This window comes from Anaerosalibacter bizertensis (genome assembly GCF_009696605.1).
Taxonomy (GTDB): domain Bacteria; phylum Bacillota; class Clostridia; order Tissierellales; family Sporanaerobacteraceae; genus Anaerosalibacter; species Anaerosalibacter bizertensis.
In genome coordinates this window covers 42,000-62,164 of the sequence record NZ_VULR01000013.1, presented here as the reverse complement: position 1 = coordinate 62,164, position 20,165 = coordinate 42,000, and the positions used below count along the sequence as shown (strand labels likewise).

General features: G+C 30.4%; 20 protein-coding genes and 1 pseudogene. 3 read left to right on the top strand and 18 right to left on the bottom strand.

What is annotated here, in order from left to right; all coding sequences use genetic code 11:
• Positions 1-20: 20 nt before the first annotated feature.
• The 6 genes from FYJ27_RS09670 to FYJ27_RS09645 all read right to left on the bottom strand — a co-directional run bounded on the left by FYJ27_RS09670 (position 21) and on the right by FYJ27_RS09645 (position 6,016).
• On the bottom strand, positions 21-857 hold the full coding sequence (locus tag FYJ27_RS09670) for a beta/alpha barrel domain-containing protein (protein ID WP_154484644.1): 837 nt from the start codon (positions 855-857) through the stop codon (positions 21-23).
• A gap of 2 nt (positions 858-859) precedes the next feature.
• On the bottom strand, positions 860-2,431 hold the full coding sequence (locus FYJ27_RS09665; RefSeq protein ID WP_154484643.1) for a PTS sugar transporter: 1,572 nt from the start codon (positions 2,429-2,431) through the stop codon (positions 860-862).
• A 553-nt stretch (positions 2,432-2,984) separates the two neighbouring features.
• Positions 2,985-3,626: a pyroglutamyl-peptidase I gene (gene pcp, locus FYJ27_RS09660; RefSeq protein WP_154484642.1), complete on the bottom strand. Its 642-nt coding sequence runs from the start codon at positions 3,624-3,626 to the stop codon at positions 2,985-2,987.
• A 16-nt stretch (positions 3,627-3,642) separates the two neighbouring features.
• A complete protein-coding gene (locus FYJ27_RS09655; protein WP_154484641.1) occupies positions 3,643-4,548 on the bottom strand; it encodes a DUF979 domain-containing protein in 906 nt (301 codons plus the stop codon).
• A gap of 14 nt (positions 4,549-4,562) precedes the next feature.
• On the bottom strand, positions 4,563-5,231 hold the full coding sequence (locus FYJ27_RS09650; protein ID WP_154484640.1) for a DUF969 domain-containing protein: 669 nt from the start codon (positions 5,229-5,231) through the stop codon (positions 4,563-4,565).
• Between the two features lie 89 nt (positions 5,232-5,320).
• Positions 5,321-6,016 (bottom strand): Crp/Fnr family transcriptional regulator, encoded by a 696-nt coding sequence (locus tag FYJ27_RS09645; RefSeq protein ID WP_154484639.1) that lies wholly within the window; start codon positions 6,014-6,016, stop codon positions 5,321-5,323.
• 96 nt (positions 6,017-6,112) lie between these two features.
• Between FYJ27_RS09645 and arcC the strand changes: the two genes are divergently transcribed.
• On the top strand, positions 6,113-7,057 hold the full coding sequence (gene arcC, locus FYJ27_RS09640) for a carbamate kinase (RefSeq protein ID WP_154484638.1): 945 nt from the start codon (positions 6,113-6,115) through the stop codon (positions 7,055-7,057).
• Between the two features lie 31 nt (positions 7,058-7,088).
• On the opposite strand, the gene FYJ27_RS09635 is transcribed toward arcC, so the two are convergent.
• From FYJ27_RS09635 to FYJ27_RS13045, 5 genes are all read right to left on the bottom strand, one after another.
• The gene (locus FYJ27_RS09635; RefSeq protein WP_154484637.1) at positions 7,089-8,228 is read right to left on the bottom strand and encodes a LysM peptidoglycan-binding domain-containing protein; all 1,140 of its coding nucleotides are present in this window, start codon (positions 8,226-8,228) and stop codon (positions 7,089-7,091) included.
• 304 nt (positions 8,229-8,532) lie between these two features.
• Positions 8,533-8,940 (bottom strand): SLAP domain-containing protein, encoded by a 408-nt coding sequence (locus FYJ27_RS09630; RefSeq protein WP_195839115.1) that lies wholly within the window; start codon positions 8,938-8,940, stop codon positions 8,533-8,535.
• 158 nt (positions 8,941-9,098) lie between these two features.
• Complete coding sequence (locus FYJ27_RS09625) at positions 9,099-9,242, bottom strand: hypothetical protein (RefSeq protein ID WP_154484635.1); 144 nt, start codon at positions 9,240-9,242, stop codon at positions 9,099-9,101.
• A gap of 291 nt (positions 9,243-9,533) precedes the next feature.
• Entirely contained in the window at positions 9,534-10,184 is a 651-nt protein-coding gene (locus tag FYJ27_RS09620; RefSeq protein ID WP_154484634.1) for a hypothetical protein, read from the bottom strand.
• A gap of 748 nt (positions 10,185-10,932) precedes the next feature.
• The gene (locus tag FYJ27_RS13045; RefSeq protein WP_154484633.1) at positions 10,933-14,376 is read right to left on the bottom strand and encodes a S8 family serine peptidase; all 3,444 of its coding nucleotides are present in this window, start codon (positions 14,374-14,376) and stop codon (positions 10,933-10,935) included.
• 664 nt (positions 14,377-15,040) lie between these two features.
• On the opposite strand from FYJ27_RS13045, the gene FYJ27_RS09610 reads away from it, so the two are divergent.
• Together FYJ27_RS09610 and FYJ27_RS09605 are read left to right on the top strand one after the other, a co-directional pair.
• A complete protein-coding gene (locus tag FYJ27_RS09610; protein WP_154484632.1) occupies positions 15,041-15,262 on the top strand; it encodes a hypothetical protein in 222 nt (73 codons plus the stop codon).
• Between the two features lie 171 nt (positions 15,263-15,433).
• Positions 15,434-16,117, top strand: coding sequence for a hypothetical protein (locus tag FYJ27_RS09605; RefSeq protein ID WP_154484631.1), 684 nt, complete (start codon positions 15,434-15,436; stop codon positions 16,115-16,117).
• A 152-nt stretch (positions 16,118-16,269) separates the two neighbouring features.
• Here the strand turns inward: FYJ27_RS09605 and FYJ27_RS09600 are convergent, their stop codons facing one another.
• The 7 genes and pseudogenes from FYJ27_RS09600 to FYJ27_RS09580 all read right to left on the bottom strand — a co-directional run bounded on the left by FYJ27_RS09600 (position 16,270) and on the right by FYJ27_RS09580 (position 20,147).
• Complete coding sequence (locus FYJ27_RS09600; RefSeq protein WP_195839114.1) at positions 16,270-17,064, bottom strand: Cof-type HAD-IIB family hydrolase; 795 nt, start codon at positions 17,062-17,064, stop codon at positions 16,270-16,272.
• Positions 17,065-17,221: 157 nt separating this feature from the next.
• Positions 17,222-17,413: a hypothetical protein gene (locus FYJ27_RS09595; RefSeq protein ID WP_154484629.1), complete on the bottom strand. Its 192-nt coding sequence runs from the start codon at positions 17,411-17,413 to the stop codon at positions 17,222-17,224.
• Between the two features lie 35 nt (positions 17,414-17,448).
• Positions 17,449-17,673, bottom strand: coding sequence for a hypothetical protein (locus FYJ27_RS09590; protein WP_154484628.1), 225 nt, complete (start codon positions 17,671-17,673; stop codon positions 17,449-17,451).
• 309 nt (positions 17,674-17,982) lie between these two features.
• A pseudogene (locus tag FYJ27_RS12775) lies at positions 17,983-18,124 on the bottom strand (IS256 family transposase); the annotation flags it as partial.
• Positions 18,125-18,134: 10 nt separating this feature from the next.
• Complete coding sequence (locus FYJ27_RS12930) at positions 18,135-18,263, bottom strand: hypothetical protein (protein WP_268234922.1); 129 nt, start codon at positions 18,261-18,263, stop codon at positions 18,135-18,137.
• Positions 18,264-18,400: 137 nt separating this feature from the next.
• A complete protein-coding gene (locus tag FYJ27_RS09585) occupies positions 18,401-19,255 on the bottom strand; it encodes a malate synthase (protein WP_154484627.1) in 855 nt (284 codons plus the stop codon).
• Positions 19,256-19,808: 553 nt separating this feature from the next.
• Positions 19,809-20,147, bottom strand: coding sequence for a PqqD family protein (locus FYJ27_RS09580; protein WP_154484626.1), 339 nt, complete (start codon positions 20,145-20,147; stop codon positions 19,809-19,811).
• Positions 20,148-20,165 lie beyond the last annotated feature (18 nt).

The window sequence follows — 20,165 nt, the reverse complement described above, 5'->3', positions numbered from 1 at the left end:
ATCCTGAGAATCTTTAATTTCTAGCCAATAAACTGTTTTACTAAGTCCTGTGCTGATTTCTTAACTACATCATCTATAGCAGTACCTACTACTATTATATTTATACCTGTATTCTTAAAAGCTTCATAATTGTCTAGATTTATACCACCTTCTGCAAGAGTAGGAACATTTACCGCCGATACTAACGCTTCTACTCTTTCCTTGACTACTGGATGGATCTCTCCTGCTTCAACACCTTCATAACTCATACCAGTCATAAGACCTATAAAATCAACTCCTATACTTTCCATATCTTTTGCTACTTTAGCTACTTCTTCTGGTGTTTCTGCTGGTATGCCAAAAGCATGAAGATCATTAGGATGACCTATATATGCATCTACTAATAAACCATATTTATGTGCTCTTTCTACTATTTCTTCTAGATCTTTTAAACTTACTTTGTGAATATGAAGACCATCAGCTCCCGCCTTCGATAGCTCTAAAAATACTTCATCTGATAATTGTACTGGGACTAATTCACAAAATCCTCCTGGTATTCCTACAGTAATGTATACATCTTTTTCAACTACATTTCTAACCCCTCTAGTTACTTTAATCATCTCTTCAATCGGAAGCTCATGTCTTATTTGTTCAGCATCATGCATATTTACTACACCTTTAAATCCTCTAGCTAAAGCTACTGCAGGATGATTAGGCTCTATCAATTTAATTCCTGCTTCTGTTACAGCTTTTGCTAATCTAGCATCATCTCCTGTAATTCCAGTACTTAATATAGTAGTTCCGTTATGTGCTTCTATAGCCTCTATTACTTTTTTATATCCAAATTTTCTTTTTCTCTCCATGTCCGCAATAAACATATTTATGCCTCCTTGTTTCGCTTATTTCTACTTATTTTATTTGCAAATAATGTTATTAAGAATGAGGAAACTAAAGCTATAATCATACTTATTGTAAATCCTAATGCATTATTTGATAATGCTGGAGCAGTTACAGATGGAACATATGCTGTACCTTTAACATTAAATATTCCAACAAATACGCCTGATAGTGCTGCTGATAATATTGCCCCTATAAAAATTAATCTATCTGAAAACATAAATGGATATGAAGCTTCTACAAATGTTCCAAAAGCAATATTTATTAAAAATCCTGGCACTGCAATTGCTGACTCACTCTTTTGTTTAGGGTAAATTATATTAGCTAAAGTTATACCTGCAGATACCATAACAAGTCCAGTCATATCTATAGCTCCTAAAAAGCTTGCACCCGTTTTCTCCATTTCCAATAATACTATGGGTAGAATAGCAGCATGGTATACTCCACCTATAATTGCAGGCCATATCAACAATCCTGCAATAGCTCCTGCAACAATTGAGTTATAATTTAGTGCTAATTCAATTATATATCTAATACCATTTCCAAGGCTCAATGCTATTGGAGATATTAGGAAAAATACTATTAGACCAGATATCAACCCTGAAAGACCACCTGCTACTATATTTGCTGTGGTTCCTGGAAAATTCCACCTAAGAGCTAATTGAATTAAATAAAAGGCTAATATCCCTGCCAATATCCCCCCTATTAATCCTCCTATTAGTCCTCCATCAATAGAAAGCATGCCGGCAACTACCCCTGCTACTATGCCAACTTCATCTAATCCTGAAACTTGATTTGCAGCAATAGCTGCAACTACTACCGGAAGACCTTTTATTAATAAGTCAAAAGCATCATTTAATTTTGCCAATCCTGGTATTTTGCTTAAAGCTAACACTATAGACATTGCTATAAATCCTGGTATTGCTGCCATCATAATTCCTCTAAAGCTTATTCTCTGGAAAATGTTTTCATCTAGATTCTGAGAGGATTTTCCTGATGAGCTTATTACAGGTTTATATTTCAAACCCCAATGCCTACTTAAGGATTGTATAGCTGCTACTGCTCTAGTCCTATTGGTAGTACCAGTAGTTCCAGATGTTGCTATGACTTTTCCTCCCATGGACTGTATTGTAGCCATGGAAGTTCCGCCAGTACCTACTATAGGTATATCTTTCTTAGCAGCTGCTTTTATAGATAAATTATTTACTCCTTCAGGATCAGAACTCATAAGGACTAGACCTTGAACCTTTCCATCCTCAATCATTTTTGCAATTATACTATCTACTTTCTTTGCCTCTCCATTTACTTCCTTCAAAGCCTTTTCTTCAGAAAAAACTATATTTTCTTCACTTGAATTCCATGTATATAATCTAGATAGTGTACTTTCATTAGCATTATCCATAGAAGCTTTAGCACCTATAAATTGGATAGCAGCTATTTTTATTCCTGCAGAACTAGCTTGTGTCTCTATTTCTCCTAGAAGTTTAAGTGGCTCTTTGCCTCCTAAATTGTATAAGTTTCCTCCACTACTCCCTAATATGGCAATCCTTTTCATTATTATCCTCCTTTCAATAAATGTCCGTACATTTATTATAGTATATTTGTCCGTACATTTCAAGAGATTATTTTTGTTTTGAAAATAATTATCTATAGTACAGTATTTTCAATTCATTCATTTCTTATATATTATATCTAGAGAAATTTTATATGAACATTAAATATATTTATACTACAATTAAAATCAAAATACTTTCAGTTTAAATGATTAGCTTGAAATATATTTTTAATGCCTTTACTATTATGCCATCCGTTAGAGTCTTAAAAAACTTAGATTGTGCTTTAAAAAATACATTACCTATTATTCTGTTATCAGAAGTTCATATAGGTGGTTTGACAAGTATGTATGTTTAGTAGAATTATGCTAAAAATAAGAATATACCTATTTAAACTGGAGGCTTTGTATATGATAGAAACAGCTTACATAGTTCAAAAAGCTTATAATTTGAAATGTGTTTCCTTTGCCTATACTACTTCAGCTATGTATGTCCCTATTGGAATATGCTTAGATTAGAAAAAAGCTTCCTACAAATTTGTAGGAAGCTTTTTTTCTAATGGGTTTTTCCTTCTACAGTTTTTATATCTTCTTCATTATCTATTGCTGCTTCTATGGCTAAAGTCAATGCCTTTGTTATATCTTCTAGGTTCATACTTGGAGTATTGTTTTTATCTACCACTTGTTCTGGTAGGAAGGGTACATGGATGAACCCACCTCTTATATCTGGATACTTTTTATCTATTAAGTAGAGAAGACCATACATAATATGGTTGCATACAAAAGTACCAGCTGAGTTGGATATACTTCCAGGTATATTTCCCTCCCTTATATTTTTCACCATAGCTTTTATTGGAAGATTTGAAAAATAAGCTGCATCTCCATCTTCAAATATAGGTTTGTCTATAGGTTGATTGCCTTCATTGTCTTCTATTCTAGCATCACTTATATTTATAGCTACCCTTTCTACAGTTATATCATATCTTCCACCAGCTTGACCTATACATAGTACAATATCTGGTTTTTCCCTATCTATGGCCTTATCAAGTACTTCTATTGATTTTTGAAATACTGTAGGAATTTCTAATTTAACTATTTCTCCTCCATTTATATTATCATCTAATCTTTTAACTGCTTCATAAGCAGGGTTTACCTTTTCTCCACCAAAAGGATCAAAACCTGTTACTAGAACTTTCATGCAAAAAAACCTCCTTTTAAAATGCCCATACTATCATTAATATAATATGGATAACTAACATTAGTATAGCTATTGGTGCTTGAGTCTTTATTACTTTATTCTTATCTTCCATTTCCAATACTGCAGCAGGTACTATATTGAAATTAGCTGCCATAGGGGTTAATAATGTGCCACAGTATCCTGCTGTTAATGCCAATGCTCCTGCTATAGCTGGATCTGCTCCTTGATTATATACAAAAGGTATTCCAATGCCTGCTGTAATAACAGTAAATGCTGCAAATCCATTTCCCATTATCATAGTAAATACTGCCATTCCTAGACAATATGCTATAGAACCAAATATTATATTGTCTGCAGGAATAGCTTTAGATATTCCACTTGCTATAACTTCTCCTACACCTGCTGCATTGAATAATGCTCCTAAAGCTGCTAAAAGTTGAGGTAGTATGGAAAAGGGACCTACTTGTTGTAACAATCTATTTCCCTCATAAAGAGCTTCCTTAGTCTTTGCCTTTGTTATTATAAGACCAGAAATAGTTGCAACAATAGCACCTATACCTAAACCTACCAATCCACCAAGGGAAGTAAACTGTCCTATTACAAAAGCAAAGAATGCAATACTCAATACAGGTATAAATATCTTATTGCCAAATTCTTTCGACTTCTTTTCTTTAAATTCACTAGTTGTCTCTTTAAAGTTTCCCACCTTTACCTGTCCTGTTGCTGTCAATATCCCCATTATAAGTACTATAATTCCTACAAGTTTTGCAGGTATAAGTTCTCCTAATATAAAAGTAATAGCTAATAATAACCAGAACAATCCAGTACCGAATCTTGTTTTCAATTCCTTATCTTTAAATGCATATATAGAAGTTAATAACGAAACTATTCCTGCTAGTATATATAAGAATTCTAATGCCATTTTAACACCTCTTTTTAGTTCTTATTTTTAGATTTTTCCAATTTTCTATCAAATATTCTAAACTGTATAACTGCCAATATTATTCCAATTATAGCTATTGGTATAGCCGCTTTAGATACATCTTTTTCTGAAACTTCTACTCCTAATTCATTTAAAGTTCCTACAATCAAAAGCACCCCTCCTGCAGCAATAAATACATTTTGTCCATAAAAATTGGCGTAGTTTTCAACAGATGCTGACAAGCCTTTTATATCTTCTGTTTCTTCTTCTGAAAGCTCTCCATATTTATTTTTTGCTGCTCCTTCTGCCATTGGATATATAAGGGGTCTTATAAATTCAACATGGCCTCCTATTCTTAAAGACAGTGCTGCTGCTATAGTTCTAAGCACCATATAAAATGATAATATCTTTCCTGTAGTAGCCGCTTTTAAATTGCTTATAAGGGAAGCTGCTCTTTCTTTTAATCCGTACTTTTCTAAAAGTCCAATTATAGGAAGAGTAACAAAGAATATAGTCATATATCTATTGGTTATAAAGGCTTCTCCCAATGTTTCTAATATTTCTCCAAAGCCTAATCCTCCAACTATTCCAGTAATTACTCCTGCTGTTAGTACTACTGCTATAGTATCTAATTTAAGCAAAAAACCTATAATAATTATTAAAATTCCTATAAGTTTTATCATATTTTAGCTCCTTTCTATTTATAATTATCTTAATATTAGGAATCATTCTATATGAATAAATATTCTTTTTCTGTATCCTAGGATACAGACTATTTCCATTTAACATATTTAGATAAAGCTTCCTCGTTCCTTATAATAATCTTTCCCATTTTTATATCTATTATTTGTTTTTTCTTAAACTCATTTAATGCCCTGGTTACAGATACCCTAGAACATCCTATAAGTTTAGCTATTTCTTCATGGGTCAATCTTTCATTGACCATATTTACATTTCTATCCCCATTGCTTTCTTGACTAGATAGCCTAATGAGAGTATCTGCAACCTTTCCATAGGAATCACTAAATGTCATGTTTGCCATTTGAAACATTAGGATTCTAAACTTTCGCGTTATACTATGAATTATATATTTATATATATAAGAATCCTTGTCCAATATATTTTCCATTACATTCTTATTGATTATAGATATAGTACTTGGTTCTATTATCCCATTTATAAAATGGGAGTCTCCTTCACAGAAATATTCCATTTCTCCAAATATTTCACCTGGTTGGAGAATATATAGTATTTTTTCTTCACCTTCCTTACTATAGATAGACTGTTTAATTTTCCCTTCCATTACTATATAAAAATTATCAGTATTATTTATTTTTATAATTTCGTTTTTCTTATAAGATTTATAGATACCTTTTTTACCAATTTCTAAAAACATATTTCGCATTTCCTCTTGCCTATCTTCATCGAAAAAATCATTATATATATTTTCATCTTTAAAATTTTTCATATTTATCACCCAATATAATTATACCAACAGTAGATTATTTTGAATAACTTTGTGCTATAATATAAAAAGCAAATTATATGAAAGGGAGCGTATATAATGGAGAAAAAGAGAATTATATTGGCTTTAGGAGGAAATGCACTTCAAAGAGATACAAAGGATAGTTCGGCAAAATCCCAACTTGAAATGGCAAAGCTTACAGCAAAATCTGTTGTAGACCTAATATCAGCTGGACACGAAATAGCTATAGTACATGGAAATGGTCCTCAAGTAGGTCAGATAGTATCGGCGTATGAAGAAGCTAAAGATAGGGAAATGCCTTTTCCTGAATGTGGAGCTATGAGTCAAGGCTATATTGGATACCATCTTCAACAGGCTATAAGAGGAGAAATGAGAAATAGAGGTATAGATAAGGGTATAGCTTCAATAGTTACACAGGTATTAGTAGATAAAGATGATCCAGGCTTTTTAAATCCAACAAAACCTATAGGCTCTTTTTTCACAGAAAAAGAAGCTAAAAAATTAGAAGAAGTAAATGGATATACTATGAAAGAAGATGCTGGCAGAGGCTTTAGAAGGGTAGTTCCTTCTCCAGAACCTATAGATATAGTTGAATCTTCCACTATTAAATCCCTTGTAGAAGCAGGTAATATTGTAATTGCTGCTGGTGGAGGAGGAGTTCCTGTTATAGATAAGGGAAATAACTCCTTAGAAGGCATAGCGGCAGTTATAGACAAAGATTTTGCTGCTGCAAAATTAGGAGAAATATTAGAAGCAGATATGCTAATAATACTTACAGCAGTAGAAAAAGTTTATATAAATTATAATAAACCAGAACAAAGAGGACTGGATAATTTAACAGTAGCTGAAGCAGAAAAACTTATGAAAGAAGGCCATTTTGCTGCTGGCTCTATGTTGCCTAAGATCAAAGCTGCAATAAAATTTGTAAAAAATAATCCAAATAGAAAAGCCCTCATAACTTCCCTGGAAAATGCAAGTGAAGGAATTGAAGGCAAAACTGGAACTTTAATTATAAATCAATAAAGCTATAGACGTGGAAATCCACGTCTATAACTTATTTTACAGGAATTTTTATCCTATCTCCTGGATAAATTTTATTTGGATTTTTCATTCCATTGTACTTGGCTATTTCACTCCATCCCACACTATATTTTTTCCCTATTCTAAATAGTACATCTCCTGGCTTTACAATATATGTTTTTTCCCTTGGTTTCCCAGTTACCTCTGCTGATTTTTGCTTGTTTTCCTCTATTATCTCATCTATTAACTTTTTAATTTCCTTATCTTCTTCTAATTCTACTGCCTCATCTTTTCCAAACAATCTAGCTTTTTTAGATATTATTCTACTGCCTAAAAATTTAATATCTACTATACCTAGATTTTCAGTATATTTTCCTGATTGGACTATTAAAGTATTTCCTACTTTCAATCCTTTATCCAATTCTTTATGGCTATGACCATCTACTATTATATCTATACCTTTTACATTTTTAGCTATATCTATAGAAGAGTAGTTTCCTCTTTTACTTATACCTATATGGGTCAATCCTACAATCATATCTACTTCCTTATCTTTTAGTTGTCTTACTATTTCCCTAGAAGCTATGGTAGGATCTAAAAATGTTATTCCTTCTATGTTTTTAGGACTAGTTGCATATTGGGTATCTGGAGTAATAACGCTAAATATCCCTATTTTTATACCATCCACTTCTTTTATAATATAAGGTTTAAAATCTTTCTTTCCATATTCATTTGAAATATTTCCCGATATCATTGGAAAGTTTGCCATATCCTTTATTTCTAGAAGTCTCCTATATCCATAGTCAAATTCATGATTACCAACTGCCATCGCATCATATTTCATAGCATTCATAAGTTTTATAATACTTTCTCCTTTTGAATCTTTAGCTATTTCAGAGCCTTGAATAGCATCTCCTACATCTAATAATATTGTATCTGGATTTTCTTTTTTCATCTGTACAATCTTTGTATTTAGCTTTCCAAAACCCATTCCACCATCTTCCTCTAGTATTCTTCCGTGCATATCTGTAGTGTGAAGAATGGTTATCTTCCTTATTCCTATTTTTTTCATTCTATTTTCTTCAGCAAAAGTTTTGTTATTTAATGAAAATATACTTAGTATAAATATTACAAACAATATTAGTCTAATTTTTTTCTTATATGTGAAAGACAATTTTTTGCCTCCTCTGATGCAAATAGTATATTGTTCTGCATATCTTTATTTTTTCTATATATAGATTAAAAATTCTTTATAAACTATTAAAATAATGTATAAACCACCTTAGGTAGCCATATGTCCCAATGTCTTCCACAGAATTTTTTATAAAAAAATGGCGAATAAGTAGTTACAATCATTTCTATATACATACCCTAAAACCCTTTTAATAAAGTGAAAATTCTTAATACTATATATGTACTAGTTCATAAAATAAAAGGAACAAACTTTTGACAACTATCAAAAGTTTGTTCCTTAATATTTATTTATTAAATCCAATCCGGCTATCTACTACTACTCTATAAGTAAAATCTGGATAACTTTCCTTATCAACATCAATACTGCAAGGCATGGCGGAATAAGACGGAATTTCTAATGGCGACTTAAGCTTGTACCCTTTCATATCTAATATATATCCTTCTTTTGCTATAAATTTTACTGGTATTTTTTCTAATTTTATAATTTCAGAAGTTGCATTTCTTATAAAAAAACCTAGTTTTGTATAATCTTCTTCATCTTGAATGTGAGTAGTATTTATAGATACCTCTCCATCTTTAATTGGTCTTTTCATATTTAAATCTTCTAGTTCTTTTTCTAAAAACTTAACCCTTTTTTCTTCCTCAGCTAAATTTAATTCTGTCTTAATAAAAACCTCAAGTTTCTTATTCATACAAACCACCTTCATAGTTTTATAAACATAATAAAAAAGACTCCCTTCTACATTATACATTATTAGTGAAAATTTATCTTTCTTTTTTTCTTTAGTCTAAAAATTGTAATAAAAAAAGCAATAAGCTAAAATTTCTATTTTAACTTATTGCCTTTTTATTATTTTAATTTATCTATTTTATAAATAGTTTCTAAAGCTAATTTTATTTCTCTTTTTTCTCCTTCTATACAGATCTTTTCTTTAGATACATAATCTGCAACTCCATCTTTCAAATCACTTTCATACTCTACTACTGTATTCAATATACTTGCTGCTTTCACCCCTTTTAGTTGAGCCAATGAAAGGAATTAATAAAAAAGATAGTTGAATACATTAAATTTTACAACGAAAAAAGATTTCAAAAAAATTGGTATGTATAGATTCTTTAGAATATCGAAACCATGCATCCAGATTTGCATAATATTTTAATTAAATTATATGTCTACTTAATATAGAGCAGCTCACCCAGATTCTAAAGATTTTTAAATTCGTGATTCGTTTTATATTTTTTATTTCTTATTTAAAATTAATTTTCGTTTCTGCTATAACAAATACTATCTGTTTCTACTGTAATAGGTGCTACCTGAAACTGTATCATAAAAATTTTTAGCTCTACTAATATTAAAATTAACAGTTTTACCTTGTCCTACACTTGCTTGTCCTCCTCCACTAATAGTAGTGCTACCAGAAGAATATAATTCTCCCGATACTGAAAAATATATTCTCAATGGTGACTCCAATTTATAATAAACTTTTCCTTTAAAAGCTTTTTTACCAGCATCAACGCGGACATGTTCAATAGATTTTATTCCCCCATATGGTCCCCATGAAGTATATTCGCAATAAGCATATAGATATATCTTATGTTTCTTTCCTTTTGATAAAACAGGTTTACTTGTTTTAAATTCCATATATTTTTTTCTTGATGAACTGTAAGCTTGTCTATTATATGAATTTTCACATTCTAACCCAAGTTGTTTTATAGCTTCTTCTTTTGTATAACCATCTTCAACTAAAACTTCTACCATTTCATCATAACTTAAAGTCCTAGATTCGATCATCTCTTGGGAATTTAAATTAACTAAATCATTCTCAACTTCTTCTGAACTTAATTCTGGATATTGTTCATCTGCAAAAGATGCTAAAGAATTTGTTAGTATCATAGTTAAAACCAAAGCACATCCTAATACTTTTTTAAACTTCATAAGCAAATCATCCCCTTATCTATTTTTAATTAAGTAACCGCTTCGAAATCTATCATATTATTTACCATTTAGTTTGTCAAGTGATTTCCATATAAGTAATAAATAGTAAGTTGCTATCAATTCACTTTTAGTTAATCCTTCATAAGCAGTCTAATAGCACCTGAATACCTGATATTACTATATTCTTTTATTTTGTCAGGTAGATTAAAAGCCTTAAATTATTACATATATTTAATACGCTTTTTTCTATTCATTGTTGTCATTAATTTTTTCAAAAATAAATTAAGACCTATTACTAAACAAGGTCCCAATCTAATGCATTATGTTCTATAATGTTTTTTTAATTCTCCTTGTGCTTCCTTTATATATACTTTAAAATATATACCCATTTTTATTAATACTAATATTCCTTTATATATAAGGTTATATATTCTTTGTCTAGATACTCCTAGACTTCATTTGTATCCATAATATTTTCATCAATAAGCTTAATAACTCATCTCCATTCATAATTCACAAGAACAGGAATTTGACCCATATATTTTATCATATTATAGTAGTTTATTTAAAAATTATGTCATACTAAAAAATATACTAAATTCCTTTTTTGTCTATGAAAATCTAAGAACAGTTATATCTATTATATATAACTTCAAATAATAATCATACTATAGAAGAAAGTTTGTACCAAGAGCAAAAGCCTTCTTGATACAAACCTTCTTAATATCCTTCTAATATAACTAGATTATTAGTCTTTCTTTATGAGTCCTTTAAATTCCTTAATATAGACTTTATCATCTTTTCCTACATGTGCAAAAAATTTCACTCCCACATCTTCATCTACTGGCTCTATTTTGGCTATATAATTAATTATACTTCCATCTTCTGACTTAATAGGCTCTATAGTTATTAGCTCTTCATTTTCCGTAGTCCAATTTAAAATATTATACCCTTCTAATGTAGTTCCTGGAAGTTCTATATCTTCAGCTATTGCTTCCCAATCAAAAGATACTTCTATATTAAAATCTTCCTCAGTCTCATCAACTTCTTCATCAACTATATCAACTGTCAACACTTCTGATATACCTCCATTGGAAGCATAGTCAAATCCTACTATCTCTATATTGTATTCATTCCCTTCTTCAATAAATTCTCCTATATTATACTTATACTCTTCCATGCCCTCTTCTGCTTCTATATATTCTACTGTTTTCTTGTCATTGGACCAGATGGTGAAATATCTTATTCCACTGCCTTCATCTTTCCCTTTCCAAGTCAAATCTCCACTTTCCTTATCAAAAGCTATATCTGTTATTTCTGGAGCTTTTGTATCTACATATACTGGTATAGACTTTTCTTGCCATTTAGCCTTATTGCCATAATGGATTTTAGATTTTATTTTATAATAGTACAGTCCATCTTCTACTGTACGTATCTTGCCTCTACCATCCCACCTTCTCAATATGCTATAAGAATAAGGTGTGTTTTGTCCTCCTCCAACATAGTGCTTCCTTACAAAACTTTCATTCCTAATATTTCTAACAAGATTTCCCTCTTCGTCTTCTATACTATATTTCACTTCTTCTGCATTTCTTAAGAAAGACAGTATAGGCGTTATAGAATCTGTTCCATTCTTTCTACCTGTCTTAATTCCTGGATTTATAGCAGCTTTTCCTGGCTCCATATAATAATCCTTGCCATTTACCATTCCAGATATATTATAATAAGACTCTTCATTTAAATCCTTCATGCCATCTAATATTTCTGGTCCATTCCAATCACCATAGAACCCTACAAATGGGATACTTAGCTCTGGGTAAGTATCTGTTATTTCTTCTAATTTAACAAACCCTTCTATAAACATATTTTCATATATATTTGAATCCTTTGAAAAATCTATATTAATTTTCAAGTTTTTAGATCCATTTGCTGGAACAGTAATAGTTTCTTCTGATGAAATATTGGAATCTACAACCCTAGATTTTAAAGTATTTACCTCTTTACCTTCTACCTCTTGAATATCATCTGCAAGTACAACCCCATCTATTTTATAGCTTATATCTTCTTCAGAATCATTGAAAAGACTAAGCTCTACACTAATTTCTTTGCTACTAAAGTCTTTTAATTCTAGTTTTGCTTCATTATCAGCCCTATTAACTACCCTTACAGGGGTATTTACTGCTCCATTTAGATTCATAATACCTGCACCTTGTCTTCTTGGTGAATAAGGTATTCCATTTTCATCTTCCAATATTTTAGCTGTATTCATCATAAGTTGTTTTGCAATTCTAGACTGTAGCTTTGGATTTAGTCTTCCATATTGTGAACTTTCTTTTATATACTCCATTACTAACGCAGATCCACCTGCTACATGAGGTGCTGACATACTAGTACCGTTCATACTTCCATATTTATTATTGTTCAATGTAGAATATATCTTTCCTCCTGGTGCCGTAATTTCAGGTTTTAACTCTAGACTTGGTGTAGTACCCCAAGATGTGAAATCAGACATTTGCCACTCTTCAGGATTAGGAATATCTATAGTATCTTTATTAAAGGTAACAAATTTTTTCTCTTTTTTAACCATTTCAGAACCAGAGCCATGTCCTATAAATACAGCTGGAATTTTCCCTTTATTAGGATACATCATATTGATTAACTCTTCTCCACCTGCTTCATTGTTATATATAATAACTGCCGCAGCTCCTGCCTTTTGAGCATTCATTATTTTGTCTGTAAAGGCTAGTTCTCCCCTCTCAATGAGAGCAACTTTTCCTTTGACTTTCTTTCTATTTATTTCATCTTTATTACCAAGACCACAGTCTATATATTCTACTGGTCCATTAAATACATCTGATGGCTCTATAGTACTAGCCAATGCCATTGGAACTATAGCTTCCTCCACTTTCTTGCCATTATTTTTTCTTTCCCTTATTCTATTTCTAATAAAGCCTCTTTCCTTTTCTTTCTTTCCCTCAATCTCATAGGTTAAATAAGGAGTAGTTATCTCAGTATTTTCAACAGATGCTACTTGAATAGACTCATAAGCTAGTCCTGGTGTCCCTACAAGGCCTATATCTGGATTTTCTTTAAAAGGAAGACCGTCATACCCTTCCCATCCCCAGGTAGAATATCCTTCATTTCCTGCAGAAATAGAACATACTATACCATTATTTACAGCATTTGTGATACCTACATTTACAGCACTATCCTCTTGGTAAAATCCAGCTGGACTACCTAAGCTCATATTTATAATATCAGATTCAAGTACTATTGACTCCTCTATAGCATCTAAATATATATCATCAAAAGTGCCTATATCGATTTTATTGCTAAAAACTTTCATAGCCAAAACCTGCGCTTCTGGAGCAACTCCCTTTATACCATTGTCCTCTATATTTCCATTGGCTGCAACAGTTCCTGCCACATGCATACCATGGGCACCACCAGTTTTGCTCTTGTCTACTATTTCATTATTCCTATCAAAATAATTGTATCCATATGGTACTTTTTCTGTATAGTATTTGCCTTTTAAATTCTTTTCTCCTATAAGTTTATTTATATTATCTTCGTCTAATTTAGTCTCCATTCCTTCACTTATTACAAAATCTTTATGGTTAGGATCTATACCAGAATCTATAATAGATACAACCATACCTTCACCTTCGTAGCCAATATCCCAGAGAAGTTCAGAACCTACCATACTATTGCTAGAACTCATATCTGGTTTAGCTATAGGACGTTTATACTCTTTAGATATATAAACCTTTTTAACCCCTGGCAATTTTTCTATAGCTTTTATATCTTTAAATTTAGTCTTCCCACTAAATCCATTAAATGCTGTAGTATAATTAGTCATTTTTTTGAAACCTATCCTTTTAGATTGAATATCATTTTTAATTTTCTCCTGATTATTTAGCAGTTTCTTTTCTTCATTTCTTCTTTCTTTCACAGTCATTTTAGAGTATCTTTTATTAGATTTTGTGGCCTTGACAACTATTGGATCTTCCTTTAATTCTACAATAACCCTTACCTCATCTTCATCTTTAAATTCTTCTGTAGTATTACCTCCAAACTTATTCCTATCTGGAAACTCATCTACAAGCTTTCCATCTCCTTCGGCAAATACTAAACTAGGTAAAAGCAATGTTAAGATAATAAGAATAGATAAGAATTTTCTGACATTTTTCAAAAGATCTCCCCCTTATTTTTTAAAAAAATACAAACTATCCCCCTTTCCTGTCATTTTAAATATAAAAAGGCCGCAACTATCTTAAAGAGGTTGTCCTTAAAAGTTGCAGCCTTTTTATTAACTTAATTGTCTTATTTAAAATAATAATCATTTATAAATAGCTAACTCTACCCCTTTTGAACTATTTATACATTATTAAATCTGTATTGAATACATTCACAAACCCTGATTAAACTTCATTATACTACAACAATGTATCATGAATACTATAAAAATGGAATAGGATGTATTTACCATTTTTGTCCTACTATGTTACTATAAGAACCTTATAGTTTGAAATATAAATGCCTCAACTATTTATCCTGACAACATCATCAGCACCCCACATGCCAATGAAGAAAACCCTATAGTTTTATTTGTTAATATATATACATACAAGTATTGGATAAATTAAAATACTACTTTAAAATAACTTATTCCTTGTAAACTTCTTATTATTGTAGTATAGCTATATTAAATGATTTTATAGAATTTAAAAATATTATTTTTTGTAAATTTTTTCAGTTTTTTAAATTTCACTCTATCATTTTATAAAGTACTATGATATAATATTAACATATAACGTTATATTTTTAACTATTTGGATGTGGAGGAGGTATTTATAATGTATAAAGAGAAACCACAATACAAAAAATTTAGAGTAACCAGTTTGATCATAGCTTTTGTAATGATAGCTTTAATAATAAGTTTTTGCCTAATAGAAAACGATTTCACTAAATCTGAAAACTTTAAGTATAGAAAAAATACCCCAACTTACTTTAGCTATGTAAATATAGAAAGTAATCCGACAACTGTAGATAATAACTTTCTACATATTATTAGTTAAAATAATATAGATTATAAAACTAAAAAGCCTAAAATTATCTCTAGTGTACAACACACTAGAGATAATTATTTTTTTGAGATTTAATATACCTCTTTACTTTTATTGACTTTTATGGATTTTATGTTAAAGTATATGTAATAAGTACCAAAAAATTTAAAGGGGGAGTATTTAATGAAAAAGAAAAGTTTATTTTTGCTTTCCTTGTTACTTATAACATTTAGTACAAGCCATGTTCTAGCTAGTAGTGATGACGTCATCCCAACAGATGAAGTGGAAGTACTGGAGTTAGAGGAGGAAATTGAAGGTCTCATTGAAGAAGTGGATGAAATCATTGAAGAAAATCAAGAAATTATAAACGAAGAAGAAGAGATTGAAGAAGAATTGGAAGAAATCGAAAATCTAACTGAACTTGGAGATAAAATTGAAGATAGCATAAAAAAAAGCAGATTTATTCTAGATGCCATTGAAAATCAGTATAATATGAAAAGACAATTTGTTCATAATTCTAAAGATGCCTATAATCTAACTATTCAATTAAAAAACAATTTAAATGAAGTAAATGGAGAGATAAAAAATATAATAAAAGATAAGGATAAAACTATAGATAAAGAAACCTACGAAGAAATTAGAGAAATAACTAGCCATATTAGCTCTGCTATAAAAGAAAGTGAGTATATCGCTGGAAGCATACTACGTGAAACCAAAAATTATGCAGGATATCTAAAAAACAGACAGTTTAAAGAAGCATCAAAAAGTTTCCAGAGAATATTGTCACTCCAAAATGAACAAATAAATTTATTAAAAACTGTAAATGAAGATATTGAACAACTTAATATAATACTTGAAAATATTTAATTATAAACTTTATTTATGCCCAATAAGAAAGCTACTCAACAATTGAGTAGCTTTCTTATTTTTATATCATCTTTCAACAAAATAGGAAATAAAACAATCTTATTATTTCCCGAGAAATATTTCTTGTCATCTAATAGGAAAATATAGATATATTAGTCAAAATATTTGTCTAATATATGGAATACTCCTTCTTCATTGTTGTCATACTTAGATACTTTGTCCCATTCTTCCAAAAGAATTCTATCTGAATTTTTCATTGCTATACCAGTACCAGCATATTTGAACATCCCTAAATCATTTAAGCTATTACCTATTGCCAATATTTCTTTGCTTTCAATACCATATTTATCAGCCAATACCTTCAAAGCATTCCCTTTATTGACTCCCGGAGCACCAAATTCTAAGGATCTAGGAGTAGACATTGTATATGAAACATTTTTTATATCCATACTATCAATCTTTTTACGTATTTCCCTTATCCTTTCTTCATCTTCTATGAGAATAATCATTTGAGCACCTTTTTCTATATTTTCACTTAACTTTCCAATAACTTTATAGTCAATCTTATGGTTTTTACATATTTCCCTTGTTCTTTCATCATCTTCTTCTACATAAAGGGTATCATCTGTATAAACCTTTATATCCAGTTTTTCTTTTTCTCCAAATCCTATTATTTTCTTCGATATATCTAATGGTAGTCTAGCATCATATATAATATTGCCATTGGAATTGTCCTTAACTAGTGCTCCATTATAACAAATAATGGGATCATCTATATTTAATATATCTGCATATTGTTTTGCCGATCTATAGGTTCTTCCAGTAGCAAGGGTTACATTTACCCCTCTATCCCTTAAAGCCCTTATTTTATCTACAGTTCGTTTTGAAACTTTAAAGTCATCATCTATAAGAGTACCGTCTATATCTATAGCTACTAATTTAAACAAATCACTTCCTCCTTTGTTCAATTATTTTCAAATTAAAATTAAATCACATTAATATCCTTTACCCTTTAACTATTTTATTAAACTTTCAACTTATTTTTATCTATTTCTACAATATAAAAGCAACCTATTTAAAAATAAATTCCTGTATATATATTTATTATTTTACCTCTGTATTATAAAGCTTAGTTACATAGTCCCTCATTATAGATGCACCATAGTCAGGATTTGGAGCCCATTTTCCTCCTAAATCTTCTACTAACTGTACTTGGCCTTTCCATCCAACAGTACTTGTAATATACCATCTAGGATGCGGCTCTCCTACTGGATCTACTCCACAATATATTCCCAATATATAGGAGCTATATTTATAAATCTTTCATACACCTAATTATTCCTAGCCCAAGCCTGGGCTTGTCCAACTGTTGTTCTTGTTTTAGATATTATAGAGGTTTTTACTTTTGGTTTAACCTCTTCTTCTTTAACTTCTATTTCCTTTATAAAAGCATCAAATCCTTTACTTTTAACATCATTTAAAAAAACTTCTGCCTTGTCCTTTGTAGGAAATTTGTCAACAATAACAAGATAACTATTATTATCTAGGTTTTGCAAAATGAATGCATCATTAAATCCAGCATTTATTAGATCATTTACATGTATTAAAGCATTATCAAGTCTGTAAAATAGTTTGTGCTTTTAGTGGAAAAGCAATATCTCTATTCTTACAGGAAATATTTAATTGGACATAAATGTTAAACTTGTATCTTTATTTTAGCTTGCCAAAGTTTTAGGATAATATACATAAAATCTTATAACTTTGGCAATAATTCTTATAATGGATAAGTGGGCTTAATAAGTAAGAGGTAATGCTACTTTTTTACTTATTAAATTGCTAATTTTCAATAAAATTATAGTCTTATTTTATAGGTAAGGTTCTATCCTTCCCTCAAAATATACAATTAGCTGATTGAGAATATAATCCCAATTTTTATAGCGCCTACTCTACTTTTTCTAAAGATTGATCCGAAAGAAAGACTGATTTAGTCTTTGTAACCTTTCTAATATGTTAGATACTATTTACGTACTACTGACTTTTCAGTTCCAATCATTTTAGCAATATCATAAAAACTACCATAATCTTTCTCATAATCTTCACAAACTTTAATTTTTACTTCTTTACTATACTTTGGCTTTCTTCCCATAAAAAATACCTCCAAGTAGATAATCTAATTTTAATTAATTAGACTGTTTACTTTGGAAGTATCATATGATTCTCCATTGGGGGCCTTCTTTACCTCATTAACAAATATCGACAAAACTTGGGTGGAACCAGGTATATTTATTGTATCTGCACCAGTGCACCATTAGCTTTTGGTAATTTATTTCCATTTATATGGTTAACTTTACAAAAATATTCAAAAAATCTCTGTGCAACCTCACGTTCTTCAGGTTTCTTTTTCAAAGAAACAATATCCTGTAAAATTTGAGCCATCCATATATTATCAAAATAACGTTGTCTTCCTGAATTCCATGTTATCTTAGTAGGAAAATTTTTATTCATATAGTATTTCCAAAAAAGCATCTTATGCGATTCTTGTTCTGAAAGACGAAGTCTATACTCTGGATGAGCTGGAATATATCCATCCTTACATGTCTGTCCATTAAAACCTTCCTCTGCCATAAATACACCTAAGATGTGCCTATACTTTTCTGGCATACCAGGTTCTCTTCTAGTTAAAAGACATCCGCTTTTCCAATTTATTCGAGCCAGTCGCCTTGGCTGTCCTTTGTTTTTCCCACTTTTAACTTTCCCTATAAAAACCCTACCCTCTGTGAAAATCTTATCCTCTTCTCCTGTTTCACACCAGAAGACGGCTTGTTGTTTGGGATGAACTTTACGACTTTGCATAGTTTTTTTCTGTTCTAAAATATGTTGACGTTCCCGTTCTAAAGCTTTATCCTTTCTTAGCCTTAATTCTTCTTTCTTTTTTTCTTCTTCTCTTTTTTGTATTTCCATCTTTACTAAATTAACCGCTTCTTGATCAACAAGAGTCATATATTCTCCAAATACATCAGGAAAAATGAACTTTTTAACACCTGATTCAAAATCTATTTTTATATAATTATCATTGTAGTCAACCACACTTCCTTTACCAAAAATCTCATGTATTACTTCCTTATCAACTAAATACATTAACTTATACCCCTCCATTTTATATATGCAACCTTTTATAAAAACCACCTTATTTTCATTTATATTTAATTTAAACCTGTTCTTACCAATATTATAACATTAAAAATAAAATAATTCAAATTTCTATTGACACAACTATATTCTTTGTTGTATAATATATTATTTAAACAAAAATATCTCACAAAAGTACCGAATATCACCCGACTTTTGTCGAAACTTACTGACGAGATAAATAAGGGGAACTGACCTTTCAAGGTTGGTTCTCTTTTTTTTATGCAAAGAAAAAAGGACTATGCCTTATTTAGCATAATCCCTTAAAATAGAATGTCATCATAAGCATTGTCCTTAGCTACTGCATCTTCATCTTCTGCTTTATTTAATTCAATTATATTTTTAGCCTTTTGCCAATCTTTTTTAATAAGCCCTCTTCAAAGAAGGTAGTTGGCATTCCACATAATCTAGGTTGTTTCCATTTGGATCAACTATAGTTTCACCAAGGCAGTAATTATAGAACCTAAAGCCACAGATTTTGCAGTATTCGGCGTATGCTTTTTTATGTTAATTTTATAAACTTGTTATTTTTCAGTATAATCATATATTCTATAAGCCGATCATATAATGGCTCTGCATCTTCTCCAAATTCAGCCTTTACAAGTTTTGATATTTCATATACAGATTTTTTCCCATCTATGGAGTGCCAAACGAAACTCCCTAGATTATCTAGATCGACTACATATTTATCTGGAGTAAAGAATAACTTTCTCATAATTTTATCTAGAAGGGAATCCCTATATATAATAAGCTGAGTAAGACCATCATCTCTTTTTCTCCAATCTATTTTTTCAGATTTTAAAGGAATATAGTCTAAATAGTTTTCTTTCTTTTTAGCCAAGTTTTCCCCTCCTAAGCT